Below are 24,635 nucleotides of genomic sequence, written 5' to 3'. Positions count from 1 at the left end.
TTAGCCATAAGTCATACAAGCTAATTCAGGTAACTGAAAGTTATCTGTAAACAATTAAGGTCAACTTAGGTTGGCCTTAATTATTGGCGAAATGCAGTTTCCACTTGCCTTTCGCCATGGGTATTGCACAATACCGCCCCTATATCTCCCAATCATTTAGTATTTAGCAAACGATTTCGACCCATGTTACTTATCATCGATAACTACGACTCTTTTACCTATAACTTGTATCAGTACTTCTGTGAGTTAGGGGTCACTGTGAAAGTTGTACGCAACGATGAGATTGATATCGAAGGTATTGAATCGCTAAATCCTAGCCATCTTGTTATCTCGCCGGGCCCTTGCACGCCTGATGATGCGGGAATCTCTCTACAGGTGATTGAACACTTCGTTGGTAAATTGCCTATTTTGGGTGTGTGTCTGGGTCATCAAGCCATTGCCCAAGTTTTTGGTGGTGAAGTGGTAAGAGCTAGACAAGTGATGCATGGTAAAACTTCTCCTATACGTCACAACGGCAAAAGCGTTTTTCAAGGGCTTAATAATCCTCTGACCGTAACGCGTTACCACTCTTTAGTCGTGAAAAATGGCACGCTACCGGATTGCTTTGAATTGACGTCATGGACGGAATTTGAAGATGGCAGCATGGATGAAATCATGGGTTATCAACACAAAACCTTGCCGATTGATGCGGTGCAGTTTCACCCGGAATCGATTAAAACAGAGCAAGGACATCAGCTTCTCGCTAACTTCTTGGCACGTTGAGTGTTTTAATTCGACTCTTTATCCGTGTTAGTAAGCCAGTTAAACGTATCAACTTACTTGTTAAGCGTTTAAATTCGGGGCACTACGCGTCTCTATCCCTCTGACGCTGATCACCTTTTATAACATTTCTCCCTCTTCAGGCTAAGTTTTTAGTCTATGCAATATTATTCGCCTTATTTCCTCTCGAACCCAATATACCGCAGTGCCAGTAAGGCTTTGCTGTTGCCTGTCATGCGTTTAGGTAAAAAAAGCTTCATAAAACAGATTAATTGATGCATAAATAGTCATAGGTAGTGATGTTTAGCTGGTAGTGAGTGATGGCTAAAGAATAATCTACTATTGAAAAGGTTAATTAAATGTAAATATAATGCTGCAGCGGGATTATGGCGGGACAAAATATCTTTGTCTCACTTATGAACCATTACGCTTATTTGCGAAGCTTGCGGTATCGAGAAGGAATGTACGATGACAGTGGAAAATAATGTAGAACGTAGTCTTTTTAATGAGGTGATGGTGCCTTGTTATAACCCAATGGAAATGATCCCGGTAAAAGGGGAGGGCGCACGCGTTTGGGACCAACAAGGCCGAGAATATATCGACTTTGCTGGTGGTATCGCTGTGAGCTGTTTGGGTCACTGTCACCCAGCAATGGTGAATGCCGTTACTGAGCAAGCAAATAAGCTTTGGCACTTAAGTAACGTAATGACCAATGAACCTGCATTACGCTTAGCTAAAAAGCTAACAGACGTATGTTTTGCAGAAAAAGTATTCTTCGCTAACTCTGGCGCTGAAGCGAATGAAGCTGCGCTGAAGTTAGCTCGTCGTTGGGCTGCTGACGTTCACGGTCCTGAGAAATCTGAAATCATTGCATTCAAACAAGGTTTCCACGGTCGTACTTTCTTTACAGTAACCGTTGGTGGTCAAGAAGCTTACTCTGATGGTTTCGGTCCTAAACCAGGCGATGTTACGCACCTGCCTTACAACGATATTGCAGCGCTAGAAGCGCACATCTCTGATCGCACTTGTGCAATCATGATGGAACCTCTGCAAGGCGAGGGCGGTATCATCTCTCCAACATCTGAGTTCGTGAACACAGTTCGTGAGCTGTGTGACAAACACAATGCGCTGCTTATCTTTGATGAAGTGCAAACAGGTAATGGCCGTACTGGTAACTTTTACGCATACCAAGGCTTAGGTGTTACACCAGACATCCTAAGCACTGCGAAATCACTAGGTGGTGGTTTCCCTATCGGCGCAATGTTAACGACTACAGAACTCGCTACGCACCTTAAAGTCGGTACGCACGGCTCTACTTACGGTGGTAACCCACTGGCGTGTGCTGTTGCTGAAGCGGTTGTTGATGTTGTTAGCCAACCTGAAACTTTGGCAGGCGTGAAAGCGCGTGAAGCAATGTTCCGTGAAGGGCTAGCTAAGATTAACGACAAATACCAAATATTCAGTGAAGTTCGCGGTAAAGGCCTATTGTTAGGCGCTGCGCTGAATGATGAGTGGCAAGGACGTGCACGTGACGTATTAGTAGCAGCAGGCGAACAAGGCCTGATGATATTGGTTGCGGGTGCAAACGTGGTTCGCTTTACGCCATCACTGGTTATCACCACACAAGAAATTGAAGAAGGCTTATCAAAACTAGACAAAGCAATCGCTACGCTAGTTTAGCCTGAGCGGCGTTATAGGAATGTTCGCCATTAGAGCGACTCCTATGACGTTCTGCTAAAGGCCCAAGCTTCTGGTTTTGGGCCTATTTTGCATCTGGAGGGAATATTGATGCTAGTTGTTCGCCCAATTAAACTATCTGATTACGATGCGCTGCATACCTGCGCCGTTGAGTCAGGACACGGATTTACATCTCTTCCGGTTAACGAAGAACTGTTAACCAACCGAATTACTCACTCTGAATATAGCTTCGCTAAACAAGACGTGACCGAACCTGGTGACGAAGGTTACTTGATGGTTGGCTGCGATAGCGAAACTGGAGATGTGGCAGGTACGACCGGCATCGAAGCTTCGATTGGCTGGGATGTACCGTTTTATTCTTATCACATCAGTAAAGTTGTCCATTCATCACAAAAGCTAGGCGTGAATAACGTTGTTAAGCTACTAACTTTCGGCAATAACTACACAGGTTGCAGTGAGATCTGCACGCTATTCTTACGCCCTGATTTCCGTGGTGGTTTGAATGGTCGTTTGATGTCGAAGTGCCGATTTTTGATCATGGCAGAGCACCCAGAGCGTTTCTCAAAAACCATTTTTGCTGAGATGCGTGGCGTATCAGATGCAGAAGGTAACTCTCCTTTCTGGCAATGGTTGCAAGAGCACTTTTTCTCGATTGATTTCACGCTCGCCGATTACCTAACCGGTATTGGTAAGAAAGGCTTCATTGCTGATCTGATGCCGAAGTTACCTATCTACGTGAACCTACTAAGCAAAGAAGCTCAGGCAGTGATTGGAGAGGTACATGACAATACGCGCCCTGCACTCAAGCTGCTTGAACGTGAGGGTTTCACTAACCGCGGTTATGTCGACATCTTTGATGCAGGCCCAACGGTTGAGTGTGATTTAAGAAATATCGAATCGGTGCGTAATGCGATTCGTGCTCAAGTGAAAATTGCAGAGCACTCTAGCTCTAAAGACTTCCTAATTGGTAATACCTCGTTTGAGAACTTCCGCGCAGTAGCTGCGAAAGGTGCGTATGACCAAGCAAGCGACACAGTGATTTTATCATCTGAAGTAGCAAGCGCTCTTGAAGTAAAAGAAGGCGAATTTGTTCGCATGTTGGCTCAATAAGAGCGGCGATTATCTGTCGAAGATTTTAAGGATAGAAGTATGACTCAGTGGATAGCAGGACAGTGGGTGGCAGGTCAAGGTGACGCCATGACATCGGTAAGCCCATACAATAATGAAGTAGTGTGGCAAGGTGATAGTGCAACTCCAGCACAGGTTGAATCTGCAGTATCAGCGGCACGTGAAGCTTTTCTAGTTTGGAAAAAGATGAGCTTTGCAGAGCGTGAAGCGATCGTGTTGAATTTTGCTGAGAAAGTAAAAGAAAACAACGAAGAAATCGCACAAATCATCGCGAAAGAGACGGGTAAGCCGATTTGGGAAACTCGTACTGAAGCGGGTGCGATGGCAGGTAAAATCGCTATCTCTATTCGTGCTTATCATGAGCGTACTGGTGAGGCTTCACGTGAAGCGGCAGGCAACCAAATCGTACTGCGTCATCGTCCATTAGGCGTAATGGCGGTATTTGGTCCTTACAACTTCCCAGGTCACCTACCTAACGGTCATATTGTTCCAGCATTGCTATCGGGTAATACCGTGGTATTTAAGCCGTCAGAGCAAACACCTTGGACAGGTGAATTTGCGATGAAACTATGGCAAGACGCTGGCCTTCCTGCTGGCGTGATTAACCTAGTGCAAGGCGCTAAAGAGACCGGCATCGCATTGGCTGATGCTAAAGGTCTTGATGGTGTGCTATTTACAGGCAGTGCTAATACTGGTCATATTCTTCACCGTCAATTCGCGGGTCAACCGGGCAAAATGCTGGCGCTAGAGATGGGCGGCAACAACCCTATGGTGATCACTGACCAATTTGGTGATGCTGACGCGACGGTTTATACCATCATTCAATCGGCTTTCATCAGTGCGGGTCAACGTTGCACGTGTGCACGTCGCTTGTATGTGCCTGTTGGAGAGAAGGGCGATCAACTGCTGGACAAGCTCGTGGCTGCGACCTTGAAGATTCGTGTCGATCAGCCATTCGCTGAGCCAGCACCCTTCATGGGGCCACAAATTTCGGAAGCTGCGGCTAAATTCATTCTGGACGCGCAAGCTAATCTGCAATCGTTAGGCGGTGTAAGCCTAGTAGAAGCAAAGGCGGGTGAAGCGGCGTTTGTTTCTCCGGGTATTATTGATGCAACCAACATTGCTGAATTACCAGATGAAGAGTACTTCGGTCCATTGTTGCAAGTGGTTCGTTACCAATCGCTAGAGCAAGCGGTAGAATTGGCTAATGACACGCGCTTTGGTTTGTCTGCAGGCCTAGTTTCAACCGACGATTCAGAGTGGGAATACTTCGTTGACCATATCCGTGCGGGTATTGTTAATCGTAACCGCCAGCTAACAGGCGCAAGTGGTGATGCACCATTTGGTGGTCCGGGTGCTTCAGGCAACCTACGCCCAAGTGCGTACTATGCAGCTGACTACTGTGCTTATCCTATGGCTTCAATGGAAGGTGGTGAAACTCAACTGCCAGCGACATTTAGCCCAGGTATTGAGCTTTAGTTTAAGCTCTTAAGCTATAAGTTCATGAATCATAAGCTTATGAGCTCTAGGTTCATGAATAACAGATTCATTGGTTAATTGTGTAATGAGGAAGCGGTGTTATCGCTTCCTTTTCCATCACGTCCGACACCTTGATTGGGCGGTAGATAATAATAGAACAAGTATGTCACAGGCTGATGGCTGCTGACTCTGTGTCCAGCCTCTCCCTCTCTAATCCAAATTACTAGCTTGCTAGAACCTCTGACAAGGAGTCACCATGACGCCCGATCTACTCTTTAAATCACTATGGGACGATTACATTCACAGGCTTTGCCCATCGGCCGAGAAAGTTCATCATCTGCTGAAAGAAGACGAATCCCTGATTAATGATCACATTGCACTGCGTACTTTCAATGTTGCACCTCTGGGCATTGAAACACTGGCCAAGCCTTTTCTTGAATTAGGCTACAAGGCGTGTGGCGACTACTTGTTTGAGAGCAAGAAGTTAGTGGCTAAGCACTACGAGCACCCAGACCCAAACCAACCGAAAGTGTTCATTAGTGAGTTGAAGGTAGAAGAGTGTTCAAGTGACTTACAACAGATCGTTGCGAAGTTGGTTGAGCAAGTAGACGCAAGCAAGCTTCAAGGTCATGAGTTCTTGTTTGGTGGTCGCCTTTGGGATCTGAGTTTCGCGGATTTCCAAGTGCTAGCAAAAGAGAGTGAATACGCGTCTTGGCTAGCGGCTCATGGTTACGGTGCAAACCACTTTACGGTGAGTGTGAACCAGCTTAATGAGTTCGATGAAGTACAGACTGTGAATGACTATTTGAGTGATTCAGGTTTCACTATCAATGCATCTGGCGGTCAGGTTAAAGGCTCTCCAGAGGTCTTATTAGAGCAATCATCTACAATGGCAGACAAAGTGCCAGTTTCATTTGTTGAAGGCAATGAGGTGATTCCTGGTGGCTTCTACGAGTTCGCTAAGCGTTATGCGATGGCGAATGGTGAGATTTATACAGGATTTGTTGCAGTATCGGCTGACAAGATCTTTGAGAGCACCAACGGTTAAAGAAAGATACGAGCACGGGCTTTACCCTAAAGATGCGGGTACGCTTCGCTTTGAGAGTGTTTGCGCTTGGACGCGGGAGGTGCTCCATTCGCATCTCGCATCTCGCATCTCGCATCTCGCATCTGCTCTCTAGATCTTTAGAAAACAAAAAAGCCACCAAATTTGCATTTGGTGGCTTTCAAATTTTTGGCTCAGTTAATCGAGATTAACGAGTGCCGTATACCACGATAGTTTTACCGTGTGCAGAAATTAGGTTCTGCTCTTCTAGCATCTTCAAGATACGACCTACTGTCTCACGAGAACAACCAACAATCTGGCCAATCTCTTGACGAGTGATCTTGATTTGCATGCCGTCAGGGTGAGTCATTGCATCTGGCTGTTTCGCTAGGTTAAGTAGCGTTTGAGCGATACGACCTGTTACGTCAAGGAACGCTAAGTCGCCAACCTTTTGGCTAGTTACTTGTAGACGGTTTGCCATTTGCGCTGAAAGGCGCATTAGGATATCTGGGTTCACTTGGATAAGCTGACGGAATTTCTTGAAAGAAATTTCAGCTACTTCACAAGGAGATTTTGCACGAACCCATGCAGTACGCTCTTGGTCTTCTTCGAAGAGGCCAAGTTCACCAATGAAGTCACCTTGGTTTAGGTAAGAAAGAATCATTTCCTTACCTTCTTCGTCTTTGATAAGAACTGCCACAGAACCTTTAACGATGTAGTACAAGGTTTCTGCCTTTTCACCAGCATGAATCAAAGTACTTTTTGAAGGGTACTTATGAATATGACAGTGTGAAAGGAACCACTCTAATGTTGGATCGGTTTGGGGTTTACCTAGAACCATAATATCTTACTTCCTCTGCAGGGTATGCTTGCCGCTTTCCGTATTTTAGCTAAGCCTGGATTGACTTGTAGGATAAGAGCACTCGTTGAGCGCTGCAAGCTATCTTGTGTTTCGTTTAAGAATAGTATCCTTTTTCAGGTACTATTTCTTGATTTTAATCGTGACCAAGCTACGATTTTTTACGCAAAATTGTGCACATGATCACGGTATGAAAAGTAATCAACCAGAATGGTGTCTTGTTAACCTATTTTTCCGGTTTCGATGAGCTGTTGTAGGATGGGCCTTACAATGAGCTCCATAGCAAAACTCATCTTGCCGCCTGGCACCACAAGCGTGTTGTGGCGTGACATAAATGAGCCATCTATCATAGCTAGAAGGTAGGGGAAATCGACGTTTTTGATGCCACGCAAACGTATAACCACGAAGCTTTCGTCTAAACTTGGAATCCCTTTGGCGTTCAGTGGGTTCGATGTATCTACGGTTGGAACACGCTGAAAGTTGATGTGAGTACGCGAAAATTGTGGGGTGATGTAATTAAGGTAATCATCCATTGAGCGAACAATCGAGTCCATCACCGCTTCGCGAGAATGCCCACGATCGCGTGTGTCACGAACGAATTTCTGGATCCACTCTAGGTTTACGATAGGTACCATGCCGATAAGCAGGTCGACGTGTTGCGAGACGTTAATATCGCCATCGACTACGCCACCATGAAGACCTTCGTAGAACATCACATCGGAATTTTCTGGGATCTCTTGCCATGGCGTAAAGGTGCCCGGCATTTGATTGTAAGGCACGGCTTCATCGAAGGTATGTAGGTAACTACGGACTTTACCCGTGCCTTCATTACCGTATTGACGGAAGAACTCTTCTAATGCGCCAAAATCGTTGGCTTGTGGACCAAAGTAGCTGATGTGCTTACCTTGCTCGCGAGCCTTACGGATCTCGACGTCCATCTCTGGTCGAGTGAAGCGATGGAAACTATCCCCTTCAACCCAAGCGGCCTTCACGTCCATCATATTGAACATTTTTCGGAAGGCTTCTGAGGTAGTGGTGGTGCCGGCTCCTGATGAACCCGTCACCGCAATAATTGGATGTTTAGCGGACATGACAACCCTTGTCTTTTGAGTAACTTACTTGTTAGCAATCGTTTACCACTATAACACGGCTCCTTTATGAGCGCAGCTTAGAAGCGTTTTGTGACTTGAATATCAACGGTTTCATGCAGCTCAGAAAACACGATGCTGACTTCCTTTGAGGCTAATTGATGTTTCACTTGATCAATCTTGTTTTGCAGTGAAACCTCTACGTCGCCGTAGTCTGTGCCTTCACGCAGCACGAATTCTTTAATGAGGTTTTCCAGTGTTTCTGGCGCAATGTCTTGCCATGGGATGATCATAAATACTTCTCTCTTTTATGTTCATAAATAGGTTTATTGATGTGTTGATTACTGTGTCTAGTGACGTCTACCACTCAGTCCTTAAAAAGGCTCGGCCATTATGCCGAATCTTGAATACTTTCATAGTAGGCGGGTAACGCTTCTTCTAACCAAAACCTTGGTTTGAGCGTGCTACCGGTAATGAACCCCACATGGCCGCCTTTTTGAAATAGGCGATAGTCGATGTTGTCAGGCAACACGAACTTTGGAATCACGTCGTCTGTCATAAACGGATCGTCTTTGGCATGGATGATCTGAGTCGGTAGTTTAATCTTATTAAGTTTAGGAAGCGCTGAGCACTGAGCATAGTAATCCTGAGCATTCTTGAACCCGTGCAGAGGCGCAGTAATACGTTCATCAAACTCATACAGCTTGTCTATCTTCTTAATGGTTTCGGCGGTGATACCGAGCTTTTCTTGCAGCAGCTTAATCTTTTTCAAGGCATTCGATTTGAGAGAGTTGAGCAGGTACTTTTTATAGAGCTTAGAGAAACCTCGCTCAATACGACTAGAGCAACAAGCCAGATCAAAAGGTGCAGAGACAATCGTCGCCGCCGACAGCAGTGGGTCGTCCGCGTACTCAGCCAAATAGTTCGCCAGCATGTTACCGCCCAAAGATATACCAACCGCTACCTTCGGGTTATTGGGAAACTGGGCGTGTAGATGTCTTAGGAAAAAGCGTGCATCTTCGACTTCACCTGAATGGTAAGCGCGAGCCAAGCGATTGGGCTTTCCGCTGCAGCCTCTGAAGTGCATCATCACTGATAGCCAGCCATCTTTAGCAAAGGCATTCATCAGTCCGTTGGCATAAGGGCTTTCAAAGCTTCCCTCTAAGCCATGGAATAGAACGAATATCGGCTTGTTACTTCGAGCCTCATTACTTGGGGTGTCACCCTCTGGCGATTCGCTCCAAGCAAGATCGAGAAAGTCACCGTCAGGGGTTTCTAAGGTTTGCCATTGAGGGTCAAACAATGCCTGCTTTCTAATAAATCGTGGCACTAAGGTTTGTAAGTGCGGATTAGATAAACCAGCGGCTGCGGTAAATATTGTCATAAAAACAGTCCATGCTTCTTTTATGGGCTTTGATAAAGTGTTGAGCTTTTAGCGAAACGCCCACGTTTTTATTTGAGCTTGGTTGATTCTCGGTATAAGCGCAAGGGTTTCACTGATACGGGTTACAAAAACAGGGTGTAGGTAACTGGTTGAATATTGTCGAGATTGAGCTTCAAACATATTGCCAGTCATGCGCGCCACTCCCGTGTGAAAACGAAGAGCGATACTACCAAGGTCAGCTGGGATCTTGATTGAAGATTAGAGAAAGGAAACGCGTTAGGGTTGGGGTGCTGGTTCAGAAAAAGCGTCGTAGAGGTTTTCTGCCCCTAATAAACGACAGTATTGAAAAGCGAGTGGTGATTGCTGGTTAGCCGTAAGCTGAAGAGAATTAATGCAGTCGACGAGATCAGATTGCTGTTGCTTCTCTAACTGCAGTTCAAATTGGAGAGCTTCACGGTAGAGGGAATCGACGACTTGAGGTTTGAGGTGCTTACGCAGCTCTCGATAGCTATGAAGCAGGGTTTCAGAGCGGCTTAAGCACTGTTGTACCTTGTGCCACTCTTCTTCGGCAAAAGACAATTGCTGCTCATCGAGCCATTTGAGAAGCAGCAGTAGATTGACGTTGCCGTGGAACTGGTTTTGCAAAGCTAGGCACGCATCCTTTACACCGCGCACACTGTAATACTGAAGGCTAAATTGCCATAGTCGTTCCAGTGTTAGTGATATTGGTGCGTGCTCTGGGCTCATAAGCTATCCATATCCTGTTCCATCTGCTCAAGCTCTTCTTGAGTGGACATCCAATCCATTTCAACTTCTTCTAGCTGTGACTTACTGCTCGCTTGCAGAGCGAGTACTTTATTCAGTTTAGCCTTATTTTCAGCTTCATACAGTGAAGTGTCGGATAATTCTTGCTCAGCTTCTTCGAGAGATAGCGTTAACTTATCCATCTGCTTTTCAAATTGAGTCAGCTTTTTACGAAGTGGTGCCGTCAGTTTACGGAACTCGGCTTCTTTACGTTTCTGCTCTTTTTTCGCTGCTGCACTGTTGGCGCCGTCTTTTGCTGGTGCCAATGCTTGTGCTTCTTTGCGTTCAACTTTCTGCTGTTCGGTTAGCCATTTGTAGTAATCGCTTAGGTCACCATCAAACGGTGCAACTTGACGGTCGTGTACAAGGTATAAATCATCGGTAGTCGCACGAAGTAGGTAGCGGTCGTGCGATACGATAACCATCGCGCCTTCAAACGTTTGTAGGGCGAAGGTCAACGCCTGACGCATGTCGAGATCCAAGTGGTTGGTTGGTTCATCGAGTAACAACAGGTTCGGCTTTTGCCATACCAGTAGCGCTAATACTAAACGCGCTTTTTCACCACCCGAGAATGGGGCCACCTTGTCGAGTGCTTTTTCACCTTGGAAGCCAAAGCTACCTAGGTAGTCACGTAGTTGTTGCTCGGTGTGTTTCGGTGCAATTTGCATCATGTGCTGAAGTGGCGTTTCTTCTGGATGCAGCGTCTCCAATTGATGCTGAGCGAAGTAACCCATCTTAACGCCCTGCGAATAGCTCAGCTCACCGCCTTGCTGTTTCAGTTCACCTGAAAGCAGCTTGATTAGCGTTGATTTACCAGCACCATTTCGACCAAGCAGACCAATTCGGCTACCCGGAACGAGGTTAAGGCGAATCTTTTCTAGAATCAGGTTGTCATCGTAGCCCGCCGATACCTCATCCATCATCATTATTGGGTTCGGCAGCGCGTCTGGCTCTCTAAACTCAAAGCTGAATGGATTATCAAACTGAGCGGGTAGCACTTGTTCCATTTTCTCTAGTGCTTTAATACGGCTTTGCGCTTGGCGAGCCTTTGATGCTTTGTAGCGGAAACGGTCAATGTAGCTCTGCATGTGAGACATTTGTTTCTGCTGCTTTTGGAACATTGCCTGCTGCAGGATTAACTTTTGTGCTCGTTGAGTTTCAAACGACGAGTAGTTACCTGTGTATTCATTGAGCTGCTGGTTTTCAACATGCACGATGCGGTTGACGATAGGATCTAAGAAGTCTCTATCGTGCGAGATAAGAACCAGTGTGCCTGGGTAGTTTTGTAACCAGCGCTCTAGCCACATTACTGCGTCTAAATCCAAGTGGTTGGTAGGCTCATCGAGTAGCAGTAAGTCACTGCGACATAGAAGGGCTTGCGCTAAGTTCAAACGCATACGCCAACCACCCGAGAACTGGGTTAGGTTCCATGTCATTTGCTCTTGGCGAAAGCCTAGGCCATCCAATAACTCGGCAGCACGTGCTTTGATGCTGTAACCACCAATGGTTTCAACCTTGCCGTGGATCTCTGCGACTAATGTGCCGTTGTCGGCTTGTTCCGCTTTCTCTAGTTGATCTTCAAGGCCACGGTATTCACGGTCGCCATCAATCACGTATTCAATGGCTGTTCTTTCTAATGCTGGTGTTTCTTGAGCAACCCAAGCCATTTCCCAATGAGCTGGTTTACTGAACGAGCCTGCATCAATAGACAGTTCATCCTTGATTAGGGCGAACAGCGTAGATTTACCACAGCCGTTTTTACCAACCAAACCGATCTTGTCGCCAGGATGAAAAGTCGCAGATGCTTGGTCGAGGAGTGGCTTACCACCGCGGAGCAATTGAATATCAGAGAAAGTAATCATAATTGAAATAGCATAGAAATTAGAGGTGAACAGACGCCTGCATAGTAGGCTGAAACCAGATAAAAGTCGATCACAATGCAATTTGCGTTATGATGCCAATAACATATTAATAACTTTTGCTTAAATTCTTGTGGCCTTGCCACCGTTTAGCCCTCAAAGGAATGTTTCAAAGGAATGAGTACTACTCCCTCGACAGACAAAGCCGTGCCAAAGGTGTTAATAATCTACGCACACCCAGAGCCACACACCTCTATTGCTAATCAAATGATGGTTAAAAAGGTCGAGTCGCTCGGTCATGTCAAAATTCACGATCTCTACGCCATCTACCCAGACTTCTTTATCGATGTGCCTTATGAGCATGACTTACTCCTAGAGTACGATGTGATTGTGTTCCAGCATCCTCTGTTTATGTATTCCTGTCCTTCGTTATTGAAGGAGTGGTTTGATCGTGTGTTAGGAAAAGGATTTGCATTCGGTGAGCAGAGTGCGCTTAAAGGCAAACACTGGCGCAGCGTTATTACTACCGGTGGTAAAGAAGAGGCGTTTGGCGCCGCAGGCTATAATAAATATCCATTACAAGAGATCTTGCAACCATTCGAGTTAACCGCTGCTTTGTGTCAGATGCACTGGATATCCCCCTTAGTTTTACACTGGGCGAGAAATGTTTCGGATATGACGCTTTACCAACACGCAGAAGCGTATCGAAATTGGTTGCGAGACCCGCTACAAGATATAGGGGCGAATGATGGCTCTGACTAATGATTTTCTACAAAGTAGCGTTATATTTTTAGCGGCTGCTGTGGTTGCGGTTCCTATCGCGCAGCGAGCTGGCTTAGGTTCAGTACTCGGCTATCTATTAGCTGGCGTGGCGATTGGCCCGTGGGGGCTTGGTTTAATCAGTGATGTCGAGGCGATTCTACATTTCTCCGAATTCGGGGTGGTGCTGCTGCTTTTCTTGATTGGCTTAGAGCTTAACCCTAAAAAACTGTGGCAGATGAGGGCGCCTATTCTCGGACTCGGTGGAGCGCAAGTGCTGATCACCACCTTGATTATTACCGCTATCGCCTGTTTGTTCGGATTAACATGGCAAACCAGCCTCGTAATAGGTATGGGTTTAGCGCTGTCTTCGACAGCCATAGCCTTACGTGTTATTGAAGAGCGAGAGCTTGGCGGAAAAGAAGCGGGGCAATCCGGCTTTGCAGTACTACTTTTTCAAGATATTGCTGTTATTCCAATGCTAGCGATGTTGCCTCTACTTGCGGGTAATACGGGCGGCAGTTGGGCTGACATGTTGTGGATGCTAGGTGGTGTCATTGGCTTGCTTGTCGGTGGTCACTTCTTATTGAGACCACTGTTCCGATACGTAGTCATGAGCGGTGTGCGTGAGTTGTTCACGGTCGCGGCGCTATTATTGGTTATTGGTATTGCCGTCATCATGCAGCAGATTGGTTTGTCGATGGCATTAGGTACTTTCTTAGCGGGCGTACTTCTGGCTGAAAGTGAATATCGACATGAGCTTGAAATCGCCATAGACCCATTTAAAGGGTTACTGCTCGGGCTGTTCTTTATCTCTGTGGGTATGGCGGTGAACCTAGGTTTACTGGCAGAAAGTCCATTCGCAATATTGATCGCGGTGTCGTCTCTGGTCGTATTGAAAGGCTTAGTGCTGTATACGCTGGCTCGTATCTTCGGCACTCAAACTAAAGCGCGCAGCCGTATGGCGATGATTCTCAGCCAAGGTGGTGAATTCGCTTTCGTTATTTTTACCGCAGCGAGTGCACAAGGCATCCTAAGTGGTGACCAAGTGTCGTTCTTACTGGTTGTTGTGAGCCTTTCGATGGTGACCACGCCATTGATGCTTAAGCTGCAAGATCGTTTCTTTGCTCGTCAACTCAATCAAATCAGTGAAAGCGCAATGTCTTCGGATGTGGTTGATCGCAGCCCTCGAGTGATTATTGCGGGCTTTGGTCGTTTTGGTCAGATCATTGGGCGTCTAATGTATGCCAACAAGATTCGTATCACCGTTCTTGAAAGTGATGCCAGCCAAATCCATATCCTTAGAAAATTCGGCTACAAGGTATTCTACGGTGACTCAACTCACCTTGAACTATTACGAGCTGCGGGAGCGGATAAGGCTGAAGCCATTGTGCTGTGTACCGACTCTCCCGATGAAATCATGAAGACCGTGGATTTGTGTAAGCAGCATTTCCCGCAGTTGAAGATCTTAGCGCGTGCTCGAAGCCGTGTTGAAGCGTATCAATTACTTAACCATGGTGTAAGCAACTATTCTCGTGAAACTTTCCTTGGGGCTCTAGATTTAGGTCGTCAAACATTGACTGAACTTGGTATGCATCCATATAAAGCGAAGCGAGCAGAAGCACATTTTAGGAAATTGGATAATGGTATGCTCAAAGAGTTGCTTCCTCAGCATAGCGAAGATGCCGAGTTAGCTCAGAGAGCGAAAGAGGCTCGTAAAGAGCTTGAAGAGATCTTTGGACATGAGATGGAAAATGATCACCAATCTAGAAACTATTGGCAATAGCCTGAGCTTAGAACTTAGAACTTAGAACTTAGAACTTAGAACTAATCGCTTGAGCTTAGCTCTATAGTTGTTCTTAAAAACTGTAACTTAAAGAACCAATCTAATAATAAACGCGGTCTCTGCTTAGTCTCGAATAGAGCATGTGGGAAGAACTGCGAACCCAGAGTAGTAAAGGATATGAACGTGAAACAGAAAAAACGCTTTATCGCAGGGGCGAGCTGCCCAAGCTGCAAGACTCAAGACACACTCCGCTGGTGGGTTGAAAATAATATTGAGCTGGTGGAATGCGTCGATTGTGACTTCACAGAGCAGCGCAAACCGAAAACTGTAGAGAAATCTGAACACGCGAATCAAGAAATGATCGGTATTTTTAAGCCAGAATGATTGAGTTTCGTTAATTGATCCCCATAATATCCCGGTACAGAATTTTTCCTAAGCTCAACTGTTCGAGCTTAGTCCAAACCTCCTTGGAGCTCTCATGAAAATTGAAAAGAACGTAGTAGTTAGTGTTGCATATCAAGTGAAACTTGAAGATGGCGTAGTAGTTGACCAATCAACTGCAGAAGCTCCACTAGATTACCTTCACGGTCACAACAACCTAATTACAGGTCTTGAAAAAGAGCTTGAAGGCAAAGTAGCTGGCGACAAGTTCTCAGCAACGGTTACTCCAGAAGACGCTTACGGCGAGCACAACGATGACTTAGTTCAACGTGTTCCTGCAGACGTATTCCAAGGTGTTGAACAAATCGAAGTTGGCATGCGTTTCCTAGCGGATACTGACCAAGGTCCAATCCCAGTTGAAGTTACTGAAGTAGATGGCGACGAAGTTGTTGTTGATGGTAACCACATGCTAGCCGGCCAAACTCTAACGTTTGACGTTGAAGTTGTAGCCGTTCGTGAAGCGACTGAAGAAGAAGTTCAACACGGTCACGTACACCAAGAAGGCGGCTGTGGTAGCCACGGTCACGACCATGATCATGACCACGAAGGCGGTTGCTGTGGTGGCGAAGGCCATGACCACGCTGAAGAGAAAAAAGACGGCTGCTGCGGCGGCGGTAGCTGTGGTTCTCACTAATACCGAATTAGCGGTTTAGTTTAAGAATACTGAAAGCCTCCCTTGCGGAGGCTTTCTTCGTTTAGAAGTCTCGCTTTTTGAGCTGACTTTTAATCTAGCGAACTAAGTGTCTGCAAATCTAAGTGTCCGCAAATCTAAGCATTAGTAGAAAGTGTGGTTTTCGCTATCAGACATCAAACCATGGATGTGGTATTGATAGCACAACATTATAAGACGACGTCAGTGGAGAGTTCGCATGTCACAGCCTTTTTCAATTGCCATTCATGGTGGTGCAGGAACCATCTTACGAGAGCAAATGAACGATGAACTAAAAACGGGTATTACCGAGGCTTTGGAAAAGTCTGTTTTAGCCGGCTATCAAGTGTTGCAATCGGGTGGAGATGCGCTGGATGCGGTGGTTGCATCGGTTAAAGTGATGGAAGACAGCCCGCATTTTAATGCCGGTAAAGGCTCTGTTTTAACTCATGACGAATTTGTTGAGATGGATGCTTCTGTGATGCACGGTCGCGAAATGGATGCGGGTGCTATTGCAGGTGTCCGCCATATCAAAAATCCCATTGAGCTTGCGCGTGATGTGATGTTTAAAAGCGATCATGTGCTGCTGATTGGTGAAGGCGCAGAGAAGTTTGCGTTTGAGCATGAGTATATCTTCACCGAGCAAGATTACTTCTTTACTGAGCGTCGTTATGACCAACTTCAGTCGATGAAAGAGAAAGGTATCTTTGCTTTGTCTGAAGCAAAATACGATGAGCAACAAGCTCAAAAATATCCAGATGATAAAAAGTACGGCACGGTTGGCGCAGTAGCATTAGACCAGGCCGGTAACTTAGCTGCAGCAACCAGTACCGGTGGCGTAACCAATAAAAAATACGGTCGTGTGGGAGATTCTCCAATCATCGGTGCAGGCACTGTTGCTGAAAATGGCAACGTGGCCGTATCAACGACAGGTATGGGTGAGTTCTTCCTTAGAAAGATGGTCGCCAGTGATGTGGCGGCAAGAATGCGTTATCTCAAGGAAGATGTGCATACGGCTTGTGAACACATCATTCAAGGTGAACTGAAAACCATGGGTGGCGAAGGCGGCTTGATTGCTATCGATGGCCAAGGTGATATTCACTTCGGTATGAACAGTTCAGGAATGTATCGCGCGAGTGTTGATACTAACGGCTGCGTGGAAGTGAAGATTTATGCCGATGACTAAGCTTATATTGGTTTAACTAGCTTTGGTTGAATTAGCGCAGACTAAACAAACAAAAGGGCGACAGATAAGAATCTGTCGCCCTTTTAGTTTGCATATTTCTAGTGATACACGTCACTAGAATCAATTCGTCATTTTGAACGGCGCTTAATAGTGTGGAGGTGGCGTCTCTTCTGATGCGTCAGCGAGGTTTGAGCCATCCATATTTTTCACTTTACCCACCACGAACTTCATTTGATCTTGCATTCTCGTGATCAACATCTGTTGTTGGCTAAGCGCTTCATTGAGTTCTTCAATGGTTTGTTCTTGGAAAGCCAACTGACATTCTAGGTCATTCACGCGGCTTTCTAGTTGTTCAATTCGCTTTTCTGTCATCGTTCTTAATCCACATTCCAAGCTTGGGCGATGCCCGCAGAGGTGCCCGATATCACACGGTTCTTTTCATCAAAGGCTGCATCATACACTACCGCACGGGGAGGGCGAGCATCTTTTAATGGCTCGGCATCGTGACGAGAAATGCGTTTTCCATCTTGAGTATGCCACACACTCACTTGGCTGGATGGTGTACCCGTCACCAACATACTGCCGTCGTCAGAAAAGCGAGCACTAGAGAATATCAGCTGTCGAGACCAGCTCTGCAATTGCGCTTGAGGTTCACCTGTTTCTAGATCCCAAATCATCGCTTGGTTGCCGCCATCGGAAGTAAAAGCCAATTCTCCATCCCGTTGTAGTGCAACTCGTACTACTCTTTGTTCATGCTCGAAGGTACGTAACACCAAGCCTGATTCGGTATCCCAAAGGTAAGCTTTGTAGTCGTTGCCGCCTGATAATGCGTAGCGGCCATTAGAAGAGAGGGAGACTGAATTAACTTTTTCTCGGTGAGCAAGGAACTCAAGACGGCGTCCGGTGACTAAGTCCACATAGATAGCTTTGCCATTAGACAGGCCAAGTAAGACTTTTTCACCATTGCTGGATATATCGACATCACGAATTAGGCCATCGGAAATAGACCAAAGCCCTTCAGCTTGAGTCCAAGATAAGTCCCAAACGGCGAAATTCATCTGGCTGGCGGTAATGGCGAAGCGGCCGTTGTCCGAGATGCGGATACGCGATACTTGGTTTTCTGATTGATCTTGCGGGCCGAGTTGAGCGAGTTCTTTATCTTGGACGAGGTCCCAGAGTAACAGTTGTTTTTGCTGAGAGTAGAGCAGGGCGAAGCGTCCATCTCTGCTTAGTGCAAAGCTGGTGGCACCATTGGGTTCAATTTCCCAACGTTGCTCATCATCTTGAAAGAAAAAGCAACCATTTAACAAGGTGATGACAATCGTACATAGCAATGAGTGGAAAAATATTCGCATCACATCTAATAATCCGGTTTGTGTCGAAAGACATATGACTAGTATATTGTTATAACTAACGTATTCACACCAATCTAATCATTAGATTTGTGCACAATAACCAATGGCTTGGCCATTAATTGGAGAATTCAATGAAATCAGTTTTAAAAGTATCACTGCTTGCCGCAACGGTTATGCTAGCAGTTGGTTGTCAGAAAGAAGAACCAAAGGCAGAAGCTCCACAGGTAGAAGAAGCTAAAGTTGCAGCAGTAAACTTTAAAACAGAAGATGACAAAGCGGCATACGCAATCGGTGTATCTTTCGCGAACTACCTAAGCACAAGCATTGATAAGCCAAGCGAGCTAGGCATTAACCTAGACAAAGATATGGTTCTTCAAGGTATCGAAGACGTATTCGCAGAGAAAACAGCACTTAACGAAGAAGAAACTCGCGCAGCTCTTGAAGCTCTAGACAAGCGTGTTGCTGAAACAATGCAAGCACAAGCGGCAGAAAAATCTGCAGAAGTGAAGAAAGCCGGTGATGATTTCCGTGCTGAGTTCGCTAAAACTGAAGGCGTTAAGCAAACTGAATCTGGTCTACTTTACCAAGTAATGACGGCTGGTGAAGGTGCTTCTCCAAAAGACACTGATACCGTTCAAGTACACTACAAAGGTACGCTAACAGACGGTACTCAGTTCGACAGCTCTTACGATCGTGGCGAACCAGCAACATTCCCACTAAACCGCGTAATCCCAGGCTGGACTGAAGGCGTACAACTGATGCAAGTTGGTTCTAAGTACAAATTCGTAATCCCGCCAGAGCTAGCATACGGTGAGCAAGACACACCGACTATCCCTGCTAACTCAACGCTAGTATTCGAAGTTGAACTACTTAAAATTGATAACGCTGAAGCGGCTCCTGCTCAGTAATATCAGCTAAAAGTTTTATTCTAAAATACGTTGATTGAACAAAAAGCCTAACTTTGAGTTAGGCTTTTTTTATGATTTGAAGGTGAGTATTTGATTTTTAAACTTGTTCTAAATCACTAGTTGCAATGTTAGCTAGGTGTGCAATTAAAATTTTCTGATAAACTTACATAAATTTGTTGATTTTTCACACGAAGGTAAGGAATAAGTGACTACTACAGAAACAGTCAATGCAGATGTGTTACTTGAAATGGAATCAGTCCACGTTATGCCATTCAGTGAACACGATAAAATCATTCTAAGATCTTATGAGGCCGTGGTTGACGGTATTGCGAGTCTTATCGGTCCGTTTTGTGAAATCGTTTTACACTCTTTAGAAGACCTCAATACTTCTGCGATTAAAATTGCCAACGGCGAAAATACAGGTCGTCAGGTTGGTTCGCCGATCACCGATCTCGCATTGAAGATGCTGAAAGATATTGAAGGTTCTAAGCGTAACTTCTCACGTTCATACTTTACTCGCGCTAAAGGCGGAGTATTGATGAAGTCGATCACGGTTGCTATCCGCAATGGTGAAGACCGAGTGATTGGTTTGTTGTGTATTAACGTAAACTTAGATGCGCCATTCTCACAAGTACTGCAATCTTTCATGCCTACGCAAGATGCGGACGAAGCAGCATCATCAGTAAACTTTGCGAGTGATGTGGAAGAGCTTGTCGACCAGACGGTTGAACGCACCATTGAAGAAATCAATGCCGACAAATCAGTATCGAACAATACTAAGAACCGTCAAATCGTGATGGAGCTTTACGACAAAGGTATTTTCGATATTAAAGACGCGATTAACCGTGTTGCTGAGCGATTGAACATCTCTAAGCACACCGTATACCTATACATCCGACAACGTAAAACAGAGGATGAAGAGGGTTGTTAAGCTATACACTTTTAGTGAATGGACCGGTCTACGGTTCACAGTCGGCAAGAAGTGCTTACCAGTTTGCAGTGGCTCTTATTAATCAGGGCCACAAACTTCACAGTGTATTCTTCTATCAAGATGGCGTCAGTAATGGCTCTGACCTTACCGTACCTGCTAATGATGAATTCGACTTGGCTTCCGCTTGGCAAAAACTGGCGGATGAGCACAATGTTAGCCTTGAAACGTGTGTTGCTGCTGCGCTTAGACGCGGAGTGATCAGCACGGATGAAGCAACGCAACATCAATTGAGTGCATCTAACTTGGCGGCTGGGTTTACCCAAGCTGGGTTAGGGAGCTTATCTGAAGCACTTTTGACGAAAGATAGGGTTGTACAGTTTTGAGTAAATTGGCCTTTGTATTTAACACTTTTCCTCATACGACGGCAGCTGGCAGGGAAGGGCTAGACGCACTGCTAGCGGCTTCAGCCTATAGTGAAGACATTACCGTGTTCTTTGTCGGTAATGGCGTTACACAGCTCCTCAAGGCTCAACAGCCTGATGAATCCCTATCACGTGACTATATTTCTGCATTCAAGCTTATGGACCTCTACGACATCGAGCAGGTTTACGTATGTCAACATAGCCTCAATCAGTTTGGTCTTTCGACCGATAACTTACTGATCGATGTGACTGCGCTAGAAGTGAATGAGTTGACGCAGAAGTTAGCTCAGAGCCAAAAAATACTGACTTTCTAGGGAACGTTATGCTTCATATTGTAAAATCAGTAGACAAACTCAAGCTTGCATTGGCGTACTCGCAACAAAAGGATCACATCCTTTTGGTTGAAGATGCGGTGTATGTTTGCCTTCCAAATCATGAGTTATTCAATCAAATCTCAACCGTTGAACATGTGTCGGTATTAAAAACAGATCTCGATAGCCGAGGTTTACAACAACTTGCTTCAAGCACTCTGGATCAAGTGGACTTCGACGGATTCGTCAAACTAACGGTTTTGAACGACAAATCAGTAACTTGGTAGCTGTGTTTTATCAGTATGGTTAAAAAAAGACCATCCTGAGCTCTAGACGGCTAAAAAAGATCTGTATATTTCTTGACACACATCCCACTGCTGAATAGAATTTTGCGTCCCTATTTACACTATGTGTAATAGGGCTAGATTTTTCATCAAGCTTACTTTCAAGTAAATCAGGAGCTAGTTAATGGCAACTATTAACCAGTTGGTACGTACTCCTCGTGTAAAGCAGGTTGTTAAAAGCAACGTGCCTGCACTAGAAGCGTGCCCACAAAAACGTGGTGTATGTACTCGCGTATATACTACTACTCCAAAAAAACCGAACTCAGCACTACGTAAAGTATGTCGTGTTCGTCTAACTAACGGCTTTGAAGTTACTTCATACATCGGCGGCGAAGGTCATAACCTTCAAGAACACAGTGTTGTTCTTATCCGTGGTGGTCGTGTTAAAGATTTACCAGGTGTGCGTTACCACACTGTTCGCGGTGCACTTGACTGTGCAGGCGTTAACGACCGTAAGAAAGGTCGTTCTAAGTATGGTGTGAAACGTCCTAAGTCTTAATGCGTCTTTTTTAAAAAGAAAGCGTTAAGTAAGGCCAAACACTATTTATTTATTATTCTGAAAAGTTTTGGAAAAAACCTGAAGAAGACAACGGAGAAATTCCATGCCACGTCGTCGCGTAATAGGCCAGCGTAAGATCCTTCCAGATCCTAAGTTCAAATCTGAACTGCTGGCAAAATTCGTTAACATCCTTATGGTTGACGGAAAAAAATCTACTGCAGAGAAGATTGTTTACACTGCACTAGAAACTATGGCTGAGAAATCTGGTAAAGATCACTTAGCTGTATTTGAAGAAGCTCTTGAAAATGTTCGCCCAGCGGTAGAAGTTAAATCTCGCCGTGTGGGTGGTTCAACTTACCAAGTACCTGTAGAAGTTCGTCCGGTTCGCCGTAACGCTCTTGCTATGCGTTGGGTAGTTGAAGCTGCGCGTAAGCGTGGTGAAAAATCTATGGCTCAACGCCTAGCTGCTGAAATGCTAGACGCGTCTGAGAACAAAGGTACTGCGGTTAAGAAACGTGAAGACGTTCACCGCATGGCTGACGCAAACAAAGCGTTCGCACATTACCGCTGGTAATACCTTTTTAGTGCTGCAAGGTTCCTTGCAGCACTTCTTTAGTTCCTATGCTTATGCTAGGAACTATTGCTATTTCTAGGGCAAGCACTTTTTAGCGAAGTATCGCTTTTAACGCATAATCTAGACATAGCAATAGTCCCTAAGTCTCTAATAAGAGGATTCAACCGTGGCTCGTAAAACTCCTATAGAGCAATACCGTAATATCGGTATCGTTGCTCACGTAGATGCAGGTAAAACAACCACAAGTGAACGTATTCTGTTCTATACCGGTCTTTCTCACAAAATCGGCGAAGTTCACGATGGTGCAGCAACCATGGACTGGATGGAGCAAGAGCAAGAGCGCGGTATTACGATCACTTCAGCAGCAACGACTACGTTTTGGCGTGGTATGGAAGCTCAGTTCTCGGACCACCGTATCAACATCATCGACACTCCTGGACACGTTGACTTCACAATCGAAGTAGAACGTTCTCTGCGTGTACTTGATGGTGCAGTTGTTGTTTTCTGTGGCTCGTCTGGTGTTGAACCTCAGTCAGAGACAGTATGGCGTCAAGCTGATAAGTACCAAGTTCCACGTATGGTTTTCGTTAACAAAATGGACCGTACAGGCGCAGATTTCTTGCGCGTAGTTGAACAGATCAAGGACCGCCTAGGCGCAACCCCTGTTCCAATTCAACTGAACATTGGTGCTGAAGAAAACTTTCAAGGTGTTGTCGATCTTCTCAAGATGAAGGCAATAAACTGGAACGACGCTGACCAGGGCATGACTTTCACGTACGAAGATATTCCTGCAGACATGCAAGAAATGGCTGAAGAATATCGTACCGAACTTGTTGAAGCTGCTGCAGAAGCAAATGAAGAGCTGATGGATAAGTACCTTGAAGAAGGTGAATTAACAGAAGCTGAAATCAAGCAAGGTCTTCGTATTCGTACCCTTAATAATGAAATCGTACTGGCCACTTGTGGTAGTGCATTCAAAAATAAAGGTGTACAAGCTGTTCTAGATGCAGTGGTTGATTTCCTTCCTTCTCCAGTCGATGTACCGGCAATTAAAGGTGTTGATGACGACGAGAATGAAATTGAGCGTCACGCGGACGACAAAGAACCGTTCTCAGCGCTAGCATTTAAAATTGCAACAGACCCATTTGTTGGTACTTTAACTTTCATCCGTGTTTACTCTGGAGTTGTTGAAAGCGGTAAAACAGCTTACAACTCTGTGAAGAAACAACGTGAACGTTTAGGGCGTATTGTTCAAATGCACTCAAACAAACGTGAAGAAGTAAAAGAAGTACGAGCAGGTGACATCGCAGCCATTATCGGCCTTAAAGATGTTACTACTGGTGAAACTCTATGTGATCAGAACCATAAAATCGTTCTTGAGCGTATGGAATTCCCAGATCCAGTTATTCAGATCGTTGTAGAGCCTCGCTCTCAAGCTGATCAAGATAAAATGACTATCGCTCTAGGTAAACTAGCAGCAGAAGACCCATCATTCCGCGTTGATATGGATGCGGAAACTGGCCAGACACTGATTTCTGGTATGGGCGAACTACACTTAGATATCATCGTTGACCGTATGAAGCGTGAATTTAACGTCAACTGCAACGTTGGTAACCCGCAAGTAGCTTATCGTGAAACGATTCGCGGTACTGCGAAAGCGGAAGGCAAATTTATCCGTGAGCATGGTGGTAAAGGTCAGTACGGTCACGTGTGGCTAAAACTTGAACCATCAGAAGCTGGCGAAGGCTTTGTCTTCGTTGATGAAATTGCCAACGGTATCGTACCTAAAGAGTTTATCGCTTCAGTCGCTAAAGGCGTTGAAGAGCAGATGAACAATGGTGTACTTGCTGGCTATCCAGTTTTGGATATCAAAGCTACACTATATGATGGTTCTTACCATGAAGTAGATTCAAGTGAGATGGCGTTTACAATCGCTGCCTCTATGGCTTTCAGATCGGGTGCACTTGAAGCGCAACCGGTTCTGCTTGAGCCTATGATGAAAGTTGAAGTAACTACTCCAGAAGACTGGATGGGTGACGTTGTTGGCGATATTAACCGTCGTCGCGGCATCATCGAAGGTATGGACGAGGGGACAGCTGGCCTGAAGATAATTCGTGCACAAGTTCCGTTGTCTGTCATGTTCGGTTACGCAACTGATTTACGTTCTGCGACACAAGGTCGTGCTTCTTACTCTATGGAGTTTAGTGAGTACGCCGAAGTGCCAAAAAATGTTGCTAATGCAATCATTGCAGAGCGTGGTTAAACAAAAGGGATGCATTTTTTTCATTTTTTGAAAGATCAATGCGTCCAAATATTGCGCTAACGAGAGTTGGCGCATAAAATAGCAATTTCTGGCGCGTCTCGCTC

26 protein-coding genes are annotated in these 24,635 nt (G+C 45.4%); 18 read left to right on the top strand and 8 right to left on the bottom strand.

Features of this window, described 5'->3' with window-relative positions; all coding sequences use genetic code 11:
• Positions 1–183 precede the first annotated feature (183 nt).
• From AC3CID_RS14350 to AC3CID_RS14330, 5 genes are all read left to right on the top strand, one after another.
• A complete protein-coding gene (locus AC3CID_RS14350; RefSeq protein ID WP_029224873.1) occupies positions 184–762 on the top strand; it encodes an aminodeoxychorismate/anthranilate synthase component II in 579 nt (192 codons plus the stop codon).
• 465 nt (positions 763–1,227) lie between these two features.
• A complete protein-coding gene (locus AC3CID_RS14345; RefSeq protein ID WP_017073695.1) occupies positions 1,228–2,439 on the top strand; it encodes an aspartate aminotransferase family protein in 1,212 nt (403 codons plus the stop codon).
• Between the two features lie 108 nt (positions 2,440–2,547).
• On the top strand, positions 2,548–3,567 hold the full coding sequence (gene astA, locus AC3CID_RS14340; protein WP_029224872.1) for an arginine N-succinyltransferase: 1,020 nt from the start codon (positions 2,548–2,550) through the stop codon (positions 3,565–3,567).
• 39 nt (positions 3,568–3,606) lie between these two features.
• Positions 3,607–5,064: a succinylglutamate-semialdehyde dehydrogenase gene (gene astD, locus AC3CID_RS14335; RefSeq protein ID WP_488526691.1), complete on the top strand. Its 1,458-nt coding sequence runs from the start codon at positions 3,607–3,609 to the stop codon at positions 5,062–5,064.
• A gap of 256 nt (positions 5,065–5,320) precedes the next feature.
• The gene (locus AC3CID_RS14330; RefSeq protein WP_488526690.1) at positions 5,321–6,112 is read left to right on the top strand and encodes a 2-oxoadipate dioxygenase/decarboxylase family protein; all 792 of its coding nucleotides are present in this window, start codon (positions 5,321–5,323) and stop codon (positions 6,110–6,112) included.
• A 205-nt stretch (positions 6,113–6,317) separates the two neighbouring features.
• Here AC3CID_RS14330 and crp read toward each other — a convergent pair whose 3' ends face one another.
• The 6 genes from crp to AC3CID_RS14300 form a co-directional block, all read right to left on the bottom strand.
• The gene (crp, locus tag AC3CID_RS14325; protein ID WP_004729651.1) at positions 6,318–6,950 is read right to left on the bottom strand and encodes a cAMP-activated global transcriptional regulator CRP; all 633 of its coding nucleotides are present in this window, start codon (positions 6,948–6,950) and stop codon (positions 6,318–6,320) included.
• Between the two features lie 239 nt (positions 6,951–7,189).
• Complete coding sequence (locus AC3CID_RS14320; RefSeq protein ID WP_004729650.1) at positions 7,190–8,059, bottom strand: phosphoribulokinase; 870 nt, start codon at positions 8,057–8,059, stop codon at positions 7,190–7,192.
• A 77-nt stretch (positions 8,060–8,136) separates the two neighbouring features.
• The gene (locus AC3CID_RS14315) at positions 8,137–8,349 is read right to left on the bottom strand and encodes a YheU family protein (RefSeq protein WP_004729649.1); all 213 of its coding nucleotides are present in this window, start codon (positions 8,347–8,349) and stop codon (positions 8,137–8,139) included.
• A 98-nt stretch (positions 8,350–8,447) separates the two neighbouring features.
• Positions 8,448–9,440, bottom strand: a complete 993-nt coding sequence (locus tag AC3CID_RS14310) for a hydrolase (RefSeq protein WP_017095847.1) — start codon at positions 9,438–9,440, stop codon at positions 8,448–8,450.
• Between the two features lie 276 nt (positions 9,441–9,716).
• Complete coding sequence (locus tag AC3CID_RS14305; RefSeq protein WP_004729647.1) at positions 9,717–10,187, bottom strand: TIGR02444 family protein; 471 nt, start codon at positions 10,185–10,187, stop codon at positions 9,717–9,719.
• Complete coding sequence (locus AC3CID_RS14300; RefSeq protein WP_171316612.1) at positions 10,184–12,106, bottom strand: ABC transporter ATP-binding protein; 1,923 nt, start codon at positions 12,104–12,106, stop codon at positions 10,184–10,186. The genes AC3CID_RS14305 and AC3CID_RS14300 overlap by 4 nt, the downstream gene beginning before the upstream one ends.
• 174 nt (positions 12,107–12,280) lie before the next feature.
• Between AC3CID_RS14300 and kefG the strand changes: the two genes are divergently transcribed.
• The 5 genes from kefG (at position 12,281) to AC3CID_RS14275 (ending at position 16,924) form a co-directional block, all read left to right on the top strand.
• Positions 12,281–12,865 (top strand): glutathione-regulated potassium-efflux system ancillary protein KefG, encoded by a 585-nt coding sequence (gene kefG, locus AC3CID_RS14295; protein WP_054548209.1) that lies wholly within the window; start codon positions 12,281–12,283, stop codon positions 12,863–12,865.
• Positions 12,852–14,648, top strand: coding sequence for a glutathione-regulated potassium-efflux system protein KefB (gene kefB / locus AC3CID_RS14290; protein WP_004729644.1), 1,797 nt, complete (start codon positions 12,852–12,854; stop codon positions 14,646–14,648). Before kefG ends, kefB begins: the two co-directional genes overlap by 14 nt.
• A 183-nt stretch (positions 14,649–14,831) precedes the next feature.
• On the top strand, positions 14,832–15,032 hold the full coding sequence (locus tag AC3CID_RS14285; RefSeq protein ID WP_086048637.1) for a YheV family putative zinc ribbon protein: 201 nt from the start codon (positions 14,832–14,834) through the stop codon (positions 15,030–15,032).
• 94 nt (positions 15,033–15,126) lie between these two features.
• The gene (gene slyD, locus AC3CID_RS14280; RefSeq protein ID WP_017083786.1) at positions 15,127–15,723 is read left to right on the top strand and encodes a peptidylprolyl isomerase; all 597 of its coding nucleotides are present in this window, start codon (positions 15,127–15,129) and stop codon (positions 15,721–15,723) included.
• A 235-nt stretch (positions 15,724–15,958) separates the two neighbouring features.
• Positions 15,959–16,924: an isoaspartyl peptidase/L-asparaginase gene (locus AC3CID_RS14275; RefSeq protein ID WP_372244114.1), complete on the top strand. Its 966-nt coding sequence runs from the start codon at positions 15,959–15,961 to the stop codon at positions 16,922–16,924.
• A gap of 144 nt (positions 16,925–17,068) precedes the next feature.
• Here AC3CID_RS14275 and AC3CID_RS14270 read toward each other — a convergent pair whose 3' ends face one another.
• Both AC3CID_RS14270 and AC3CID_RS14265 read right to left on the bottom strand, forming a co-directional pair.
• The gene (locus AC3CID_RS14270; RefSeq protein WP_004729640.1) at positions 17,069–17,296 is read right to left on the bottom strand and encodes a SlyX family protein; all 228 of its coding nucleotides are present in this window, start codon (positions 17,294–17,296) and stop codon (positions 17,069–17,071) included.
• A 5-nt stretch (positions 17,297–17,301) separates the two neighbouring features.
• Positions 17,302–18,279, bottom strand: coding sequence for a WD40 repeat domain-containing protein (locus AC3CID_RS14265; protein WP_488527297.1), 978 nt, complete (start codon positions 18,277–18,279; stop codon positions 17,302–17,304).
• A gap of 131 nt (positions 18,280–18,410) precedes the next feature.
• On the opposite strand from AC3CID_RS14265, the gene fkpA reads away from it, so the two are divergent.
• The 8 genes from fkpA to fusA all read left to right on the top strand — a co-directional run bounded on the left by fkpA (position 18,411) and on the right by fusA (position 24,531).
• Positions 18,411–19,187 carry an FKBP-type peptidyl-prolyl cis-trans isomerase gene (fkpA, locus tag AC3CID_RS14260; RefSeq protein ID WP_004729852.1) on the top strand — a complete coding sequence of 259 codons (777 nt, stop codon included), beginning with the start codon at positions 18,411–18,413 and terminating at the stop codon, positions 19,185–19,187.
• 205 nt (positions 19,188–19,392) lie between these two features.
• Positions 19,393–20,118, top strand: a complete 726-nt coding sequence (locus tag AC3CID_RS14255) for a helix-turn-helix transcriptional regulator (protein ID WP_004729851.1) — start codon at positions 19,393–19,395, stop codon at positions 20,116–20,118.
• On the top strand, positions 20,112–20,501 hold the full coding sequence (gene tusD, locus AC3CID_RS14250) for a sulfurtransferase complex subunit TusD (protein WP_488526689.1): 390 nt from the start codon (positions 20,112–20,114) through the stop codon (positions 20,499–20,501). The genes AC3CID_RS14255 and tusD overlap by 7 nt, the downstream gene beginning before the upstream one ends.
• The gene (tusC, locus tag AC3CID_RS14245; RefSeq protein ID WP_017085994.1) at positions 20,498–20,854 is read left to right on the top strand and encodes a sulfurtransferase complex subunit TusC; all 357 of its coding nucleotides are present in this window, start codon (positions 20,498–20,500) and stop codon (positions 20,852–20,854) included. The genes tusD and tusC overlap by 4 nt, the downstream gene beginning before the upstream one ends.
• 8 nt (positions 20,855–20,862) lie before the next feature.
• Complete coding sequence (gene tusB, locus AC3CID_RS14240) at positions 20,863–21,138, top strand: sulfurtransferase complex subunit TusB (RefSeq protein ID WP_017083779.1); 276 nt, start codon at positions 20,863–20,865, stop codon at positions 21,136–21,138.
• A 181-nt stretch (positions 21,139–21,319) separates the two neighbouring features.
• The gene (gene rpsL / locus AC3CID_RS14235) at positions 21,320–21,694 is read left to right on the top strand and encodes a 30S ribosomal protein S12 (RefSeq protein ID WP_012604917.1); all 375 of its coding nucleotides are present in this window, start codon (positions 21,320–21,322) and stop codon (positions 21,692–21,694) included.
• Between the two features lie 103 nt (positions 21,695–21,797).
• Positions 21,798–22,268 (top strand): 30S ribosomal protein S7, encoded by a 471-nt coding sequence (rpsG, locus tag AC3CID_RS14230; RefSeq protein ID WP_017073678.1) that lies wholly within the window; start codon positions 21,798–21,800, stop codon positions 22,266–22,268.
• A 166-nt stretch (positions 22,269–22,434) separates the two neighbouring features.
• A complete protein-coding gene (gene fusA, locus AC3CID_RS14225; RefSeq protein ID WP_146456889.1) occupies positions 22,435–24,531 on the top strand; it encodes an elongation factor G in 2,097 nt (698 codons plus the stop codon).
• Positions 24,532–24,635 lie beyond the last annotated feature (104 nt).

The organism is Vibrio sp. QJM3NY_21 (genome assembly GCF_057785975.1).
This window is presented reverse-complemented; position numbering and strand designations above follow the sequence as displayed.

Coding starts and splice junctions, on each gene's coding strand:
- tusB (WP_017083779.1), top strand. CDS start 20,863: ATGCTTCATATTGTAAAATCAGTAGACAAACTCAAGCTTGCATTGGCG.
- slyD (WP_017083786.1), top strand. CDS start 15,127: ATGAAAATTGAAAAGAACGTAGTAGTTAGTGTTGCATATCAAGTGAAA.
- fkpA (WP_004729852.1), top strand. CDS start 18,411: ATGAAATCAGTTTTAAAAGTATCACTGCTTGCCGCAACGGTTATGCTA.
- AC3CID_RS14330 (WP_488526690.1), top strand. CDS start 5,321: ATGACGCCCGATCTACTCTTTAAATCACTATGGGACGATTACATTCAC.
- AC3CID_RS14300 (WP_171316612.1), bottom strand. CDS start 12,106: ATGATTACTTTCTCTGATATTCAATTGCTCCGCGGTGGTAAGCCACTC.
- astD (WP_488526691.1), top strand. CDS start 3,607: ATGACTCAGTGGATAGCAGGACAGTGGGTGGCAGGTCAAGGTGACGCC.
- AC3CID_RS14265 (WP_488527297.1), bottom strand. CDS start 18,279: ATGCGAATATTTTTCCACTCATTGCTATGTACGATTGTCATCACCTTG.
- rpsL (WP_012604917.1), top strand. CDS start 21,320: ATGGCAACTATTAACCAGTTGGTACGTACTCCTCGTGTAAAGCAGGTT.
- crp (WP_004729651.1), bottom strand. CDS start 6,950: ATGGTTCTAGGTAAACCCCAAACCGATCCAACATTAGAGTGGTTCCTT.
- astA (WP_029224872.1), top strand. CDS start 2,548: ATGCTAGTTGTTCGCCCAATTAAACTATCTGATTACGATGCGCTGCAT.
- kefB (WP_004729644.1), top strand. CDS start 12,852: ATGGCTCTGACTAATGATTTTCTACAAAGTAGCGTTATATTTTTAGCG.
- AC3CID_RS14320 (WP_004729650.1), bottom strand. CDS start 8,059: ATGTCCGCTAAACATCCAATTATTGCGGTGACGGGTTCATCAGGAGCC.
- AC3CID_RS14350 (WP_029224873.1), top strand. CDS start 184: ATGTTACTTATCATCGATAACTACGACTCTTTTACCTATAACTTGTAT.
- AC3CID_RS14345 (WP_017073695.1), top strand. CDS start 1,228: ATGACAGTGGAAAATAATGTAGAACGTAGTCTTTTTAATGAGGTGATG.
- AC3CID_RS14315 (WP_004729649.1), bottom strand. CDS start 8,349: ATGATCATCCCATGGCAAGACATTGCGCCAGAAACACTGGAAAACCTC.
- AC3CID_RS14305 (WP_004729647.1), bottom strand. CDS start 10,187: ATGAGCCCAGAGCACGCACCAATATCACTAACACTGGAACGACTATGG.
- rpsG (WP_017073678.1), top strand. CDS start 21,798: ATGCCACGTCGTCGCGTAATAGGCCAGCGTAAGATCCTTCCAGATCCT.
- kefG (WP_054548209.1), top strand. CDS start 12,281: ATGAGTACTACTCCCTCGACAGACAAAGCCGTGCCAAAGGTGTTAATA.
- AC3CID_RS14275 (WP_372244114.1), top strand. CDS start 15,959: ATGTCACAGCCTTTTTCAATTGCCATTCATGGTGGTGCAGGAACCATC.
- AC3CID_RS14310 (WP_017095847.1), bottom strand. CDS start 9,440: ATGACAATATTTACCGCAGCCGCTGGTTTATCTAATCCGCACTTACAA.
- AC3CID_RS14270 (WP_004729640.1), bottom strand. CDS start 17,296: ATGACAGAAAAGCGAATTGAACAACTAGAAAGCCGCGTGAATGACCTA.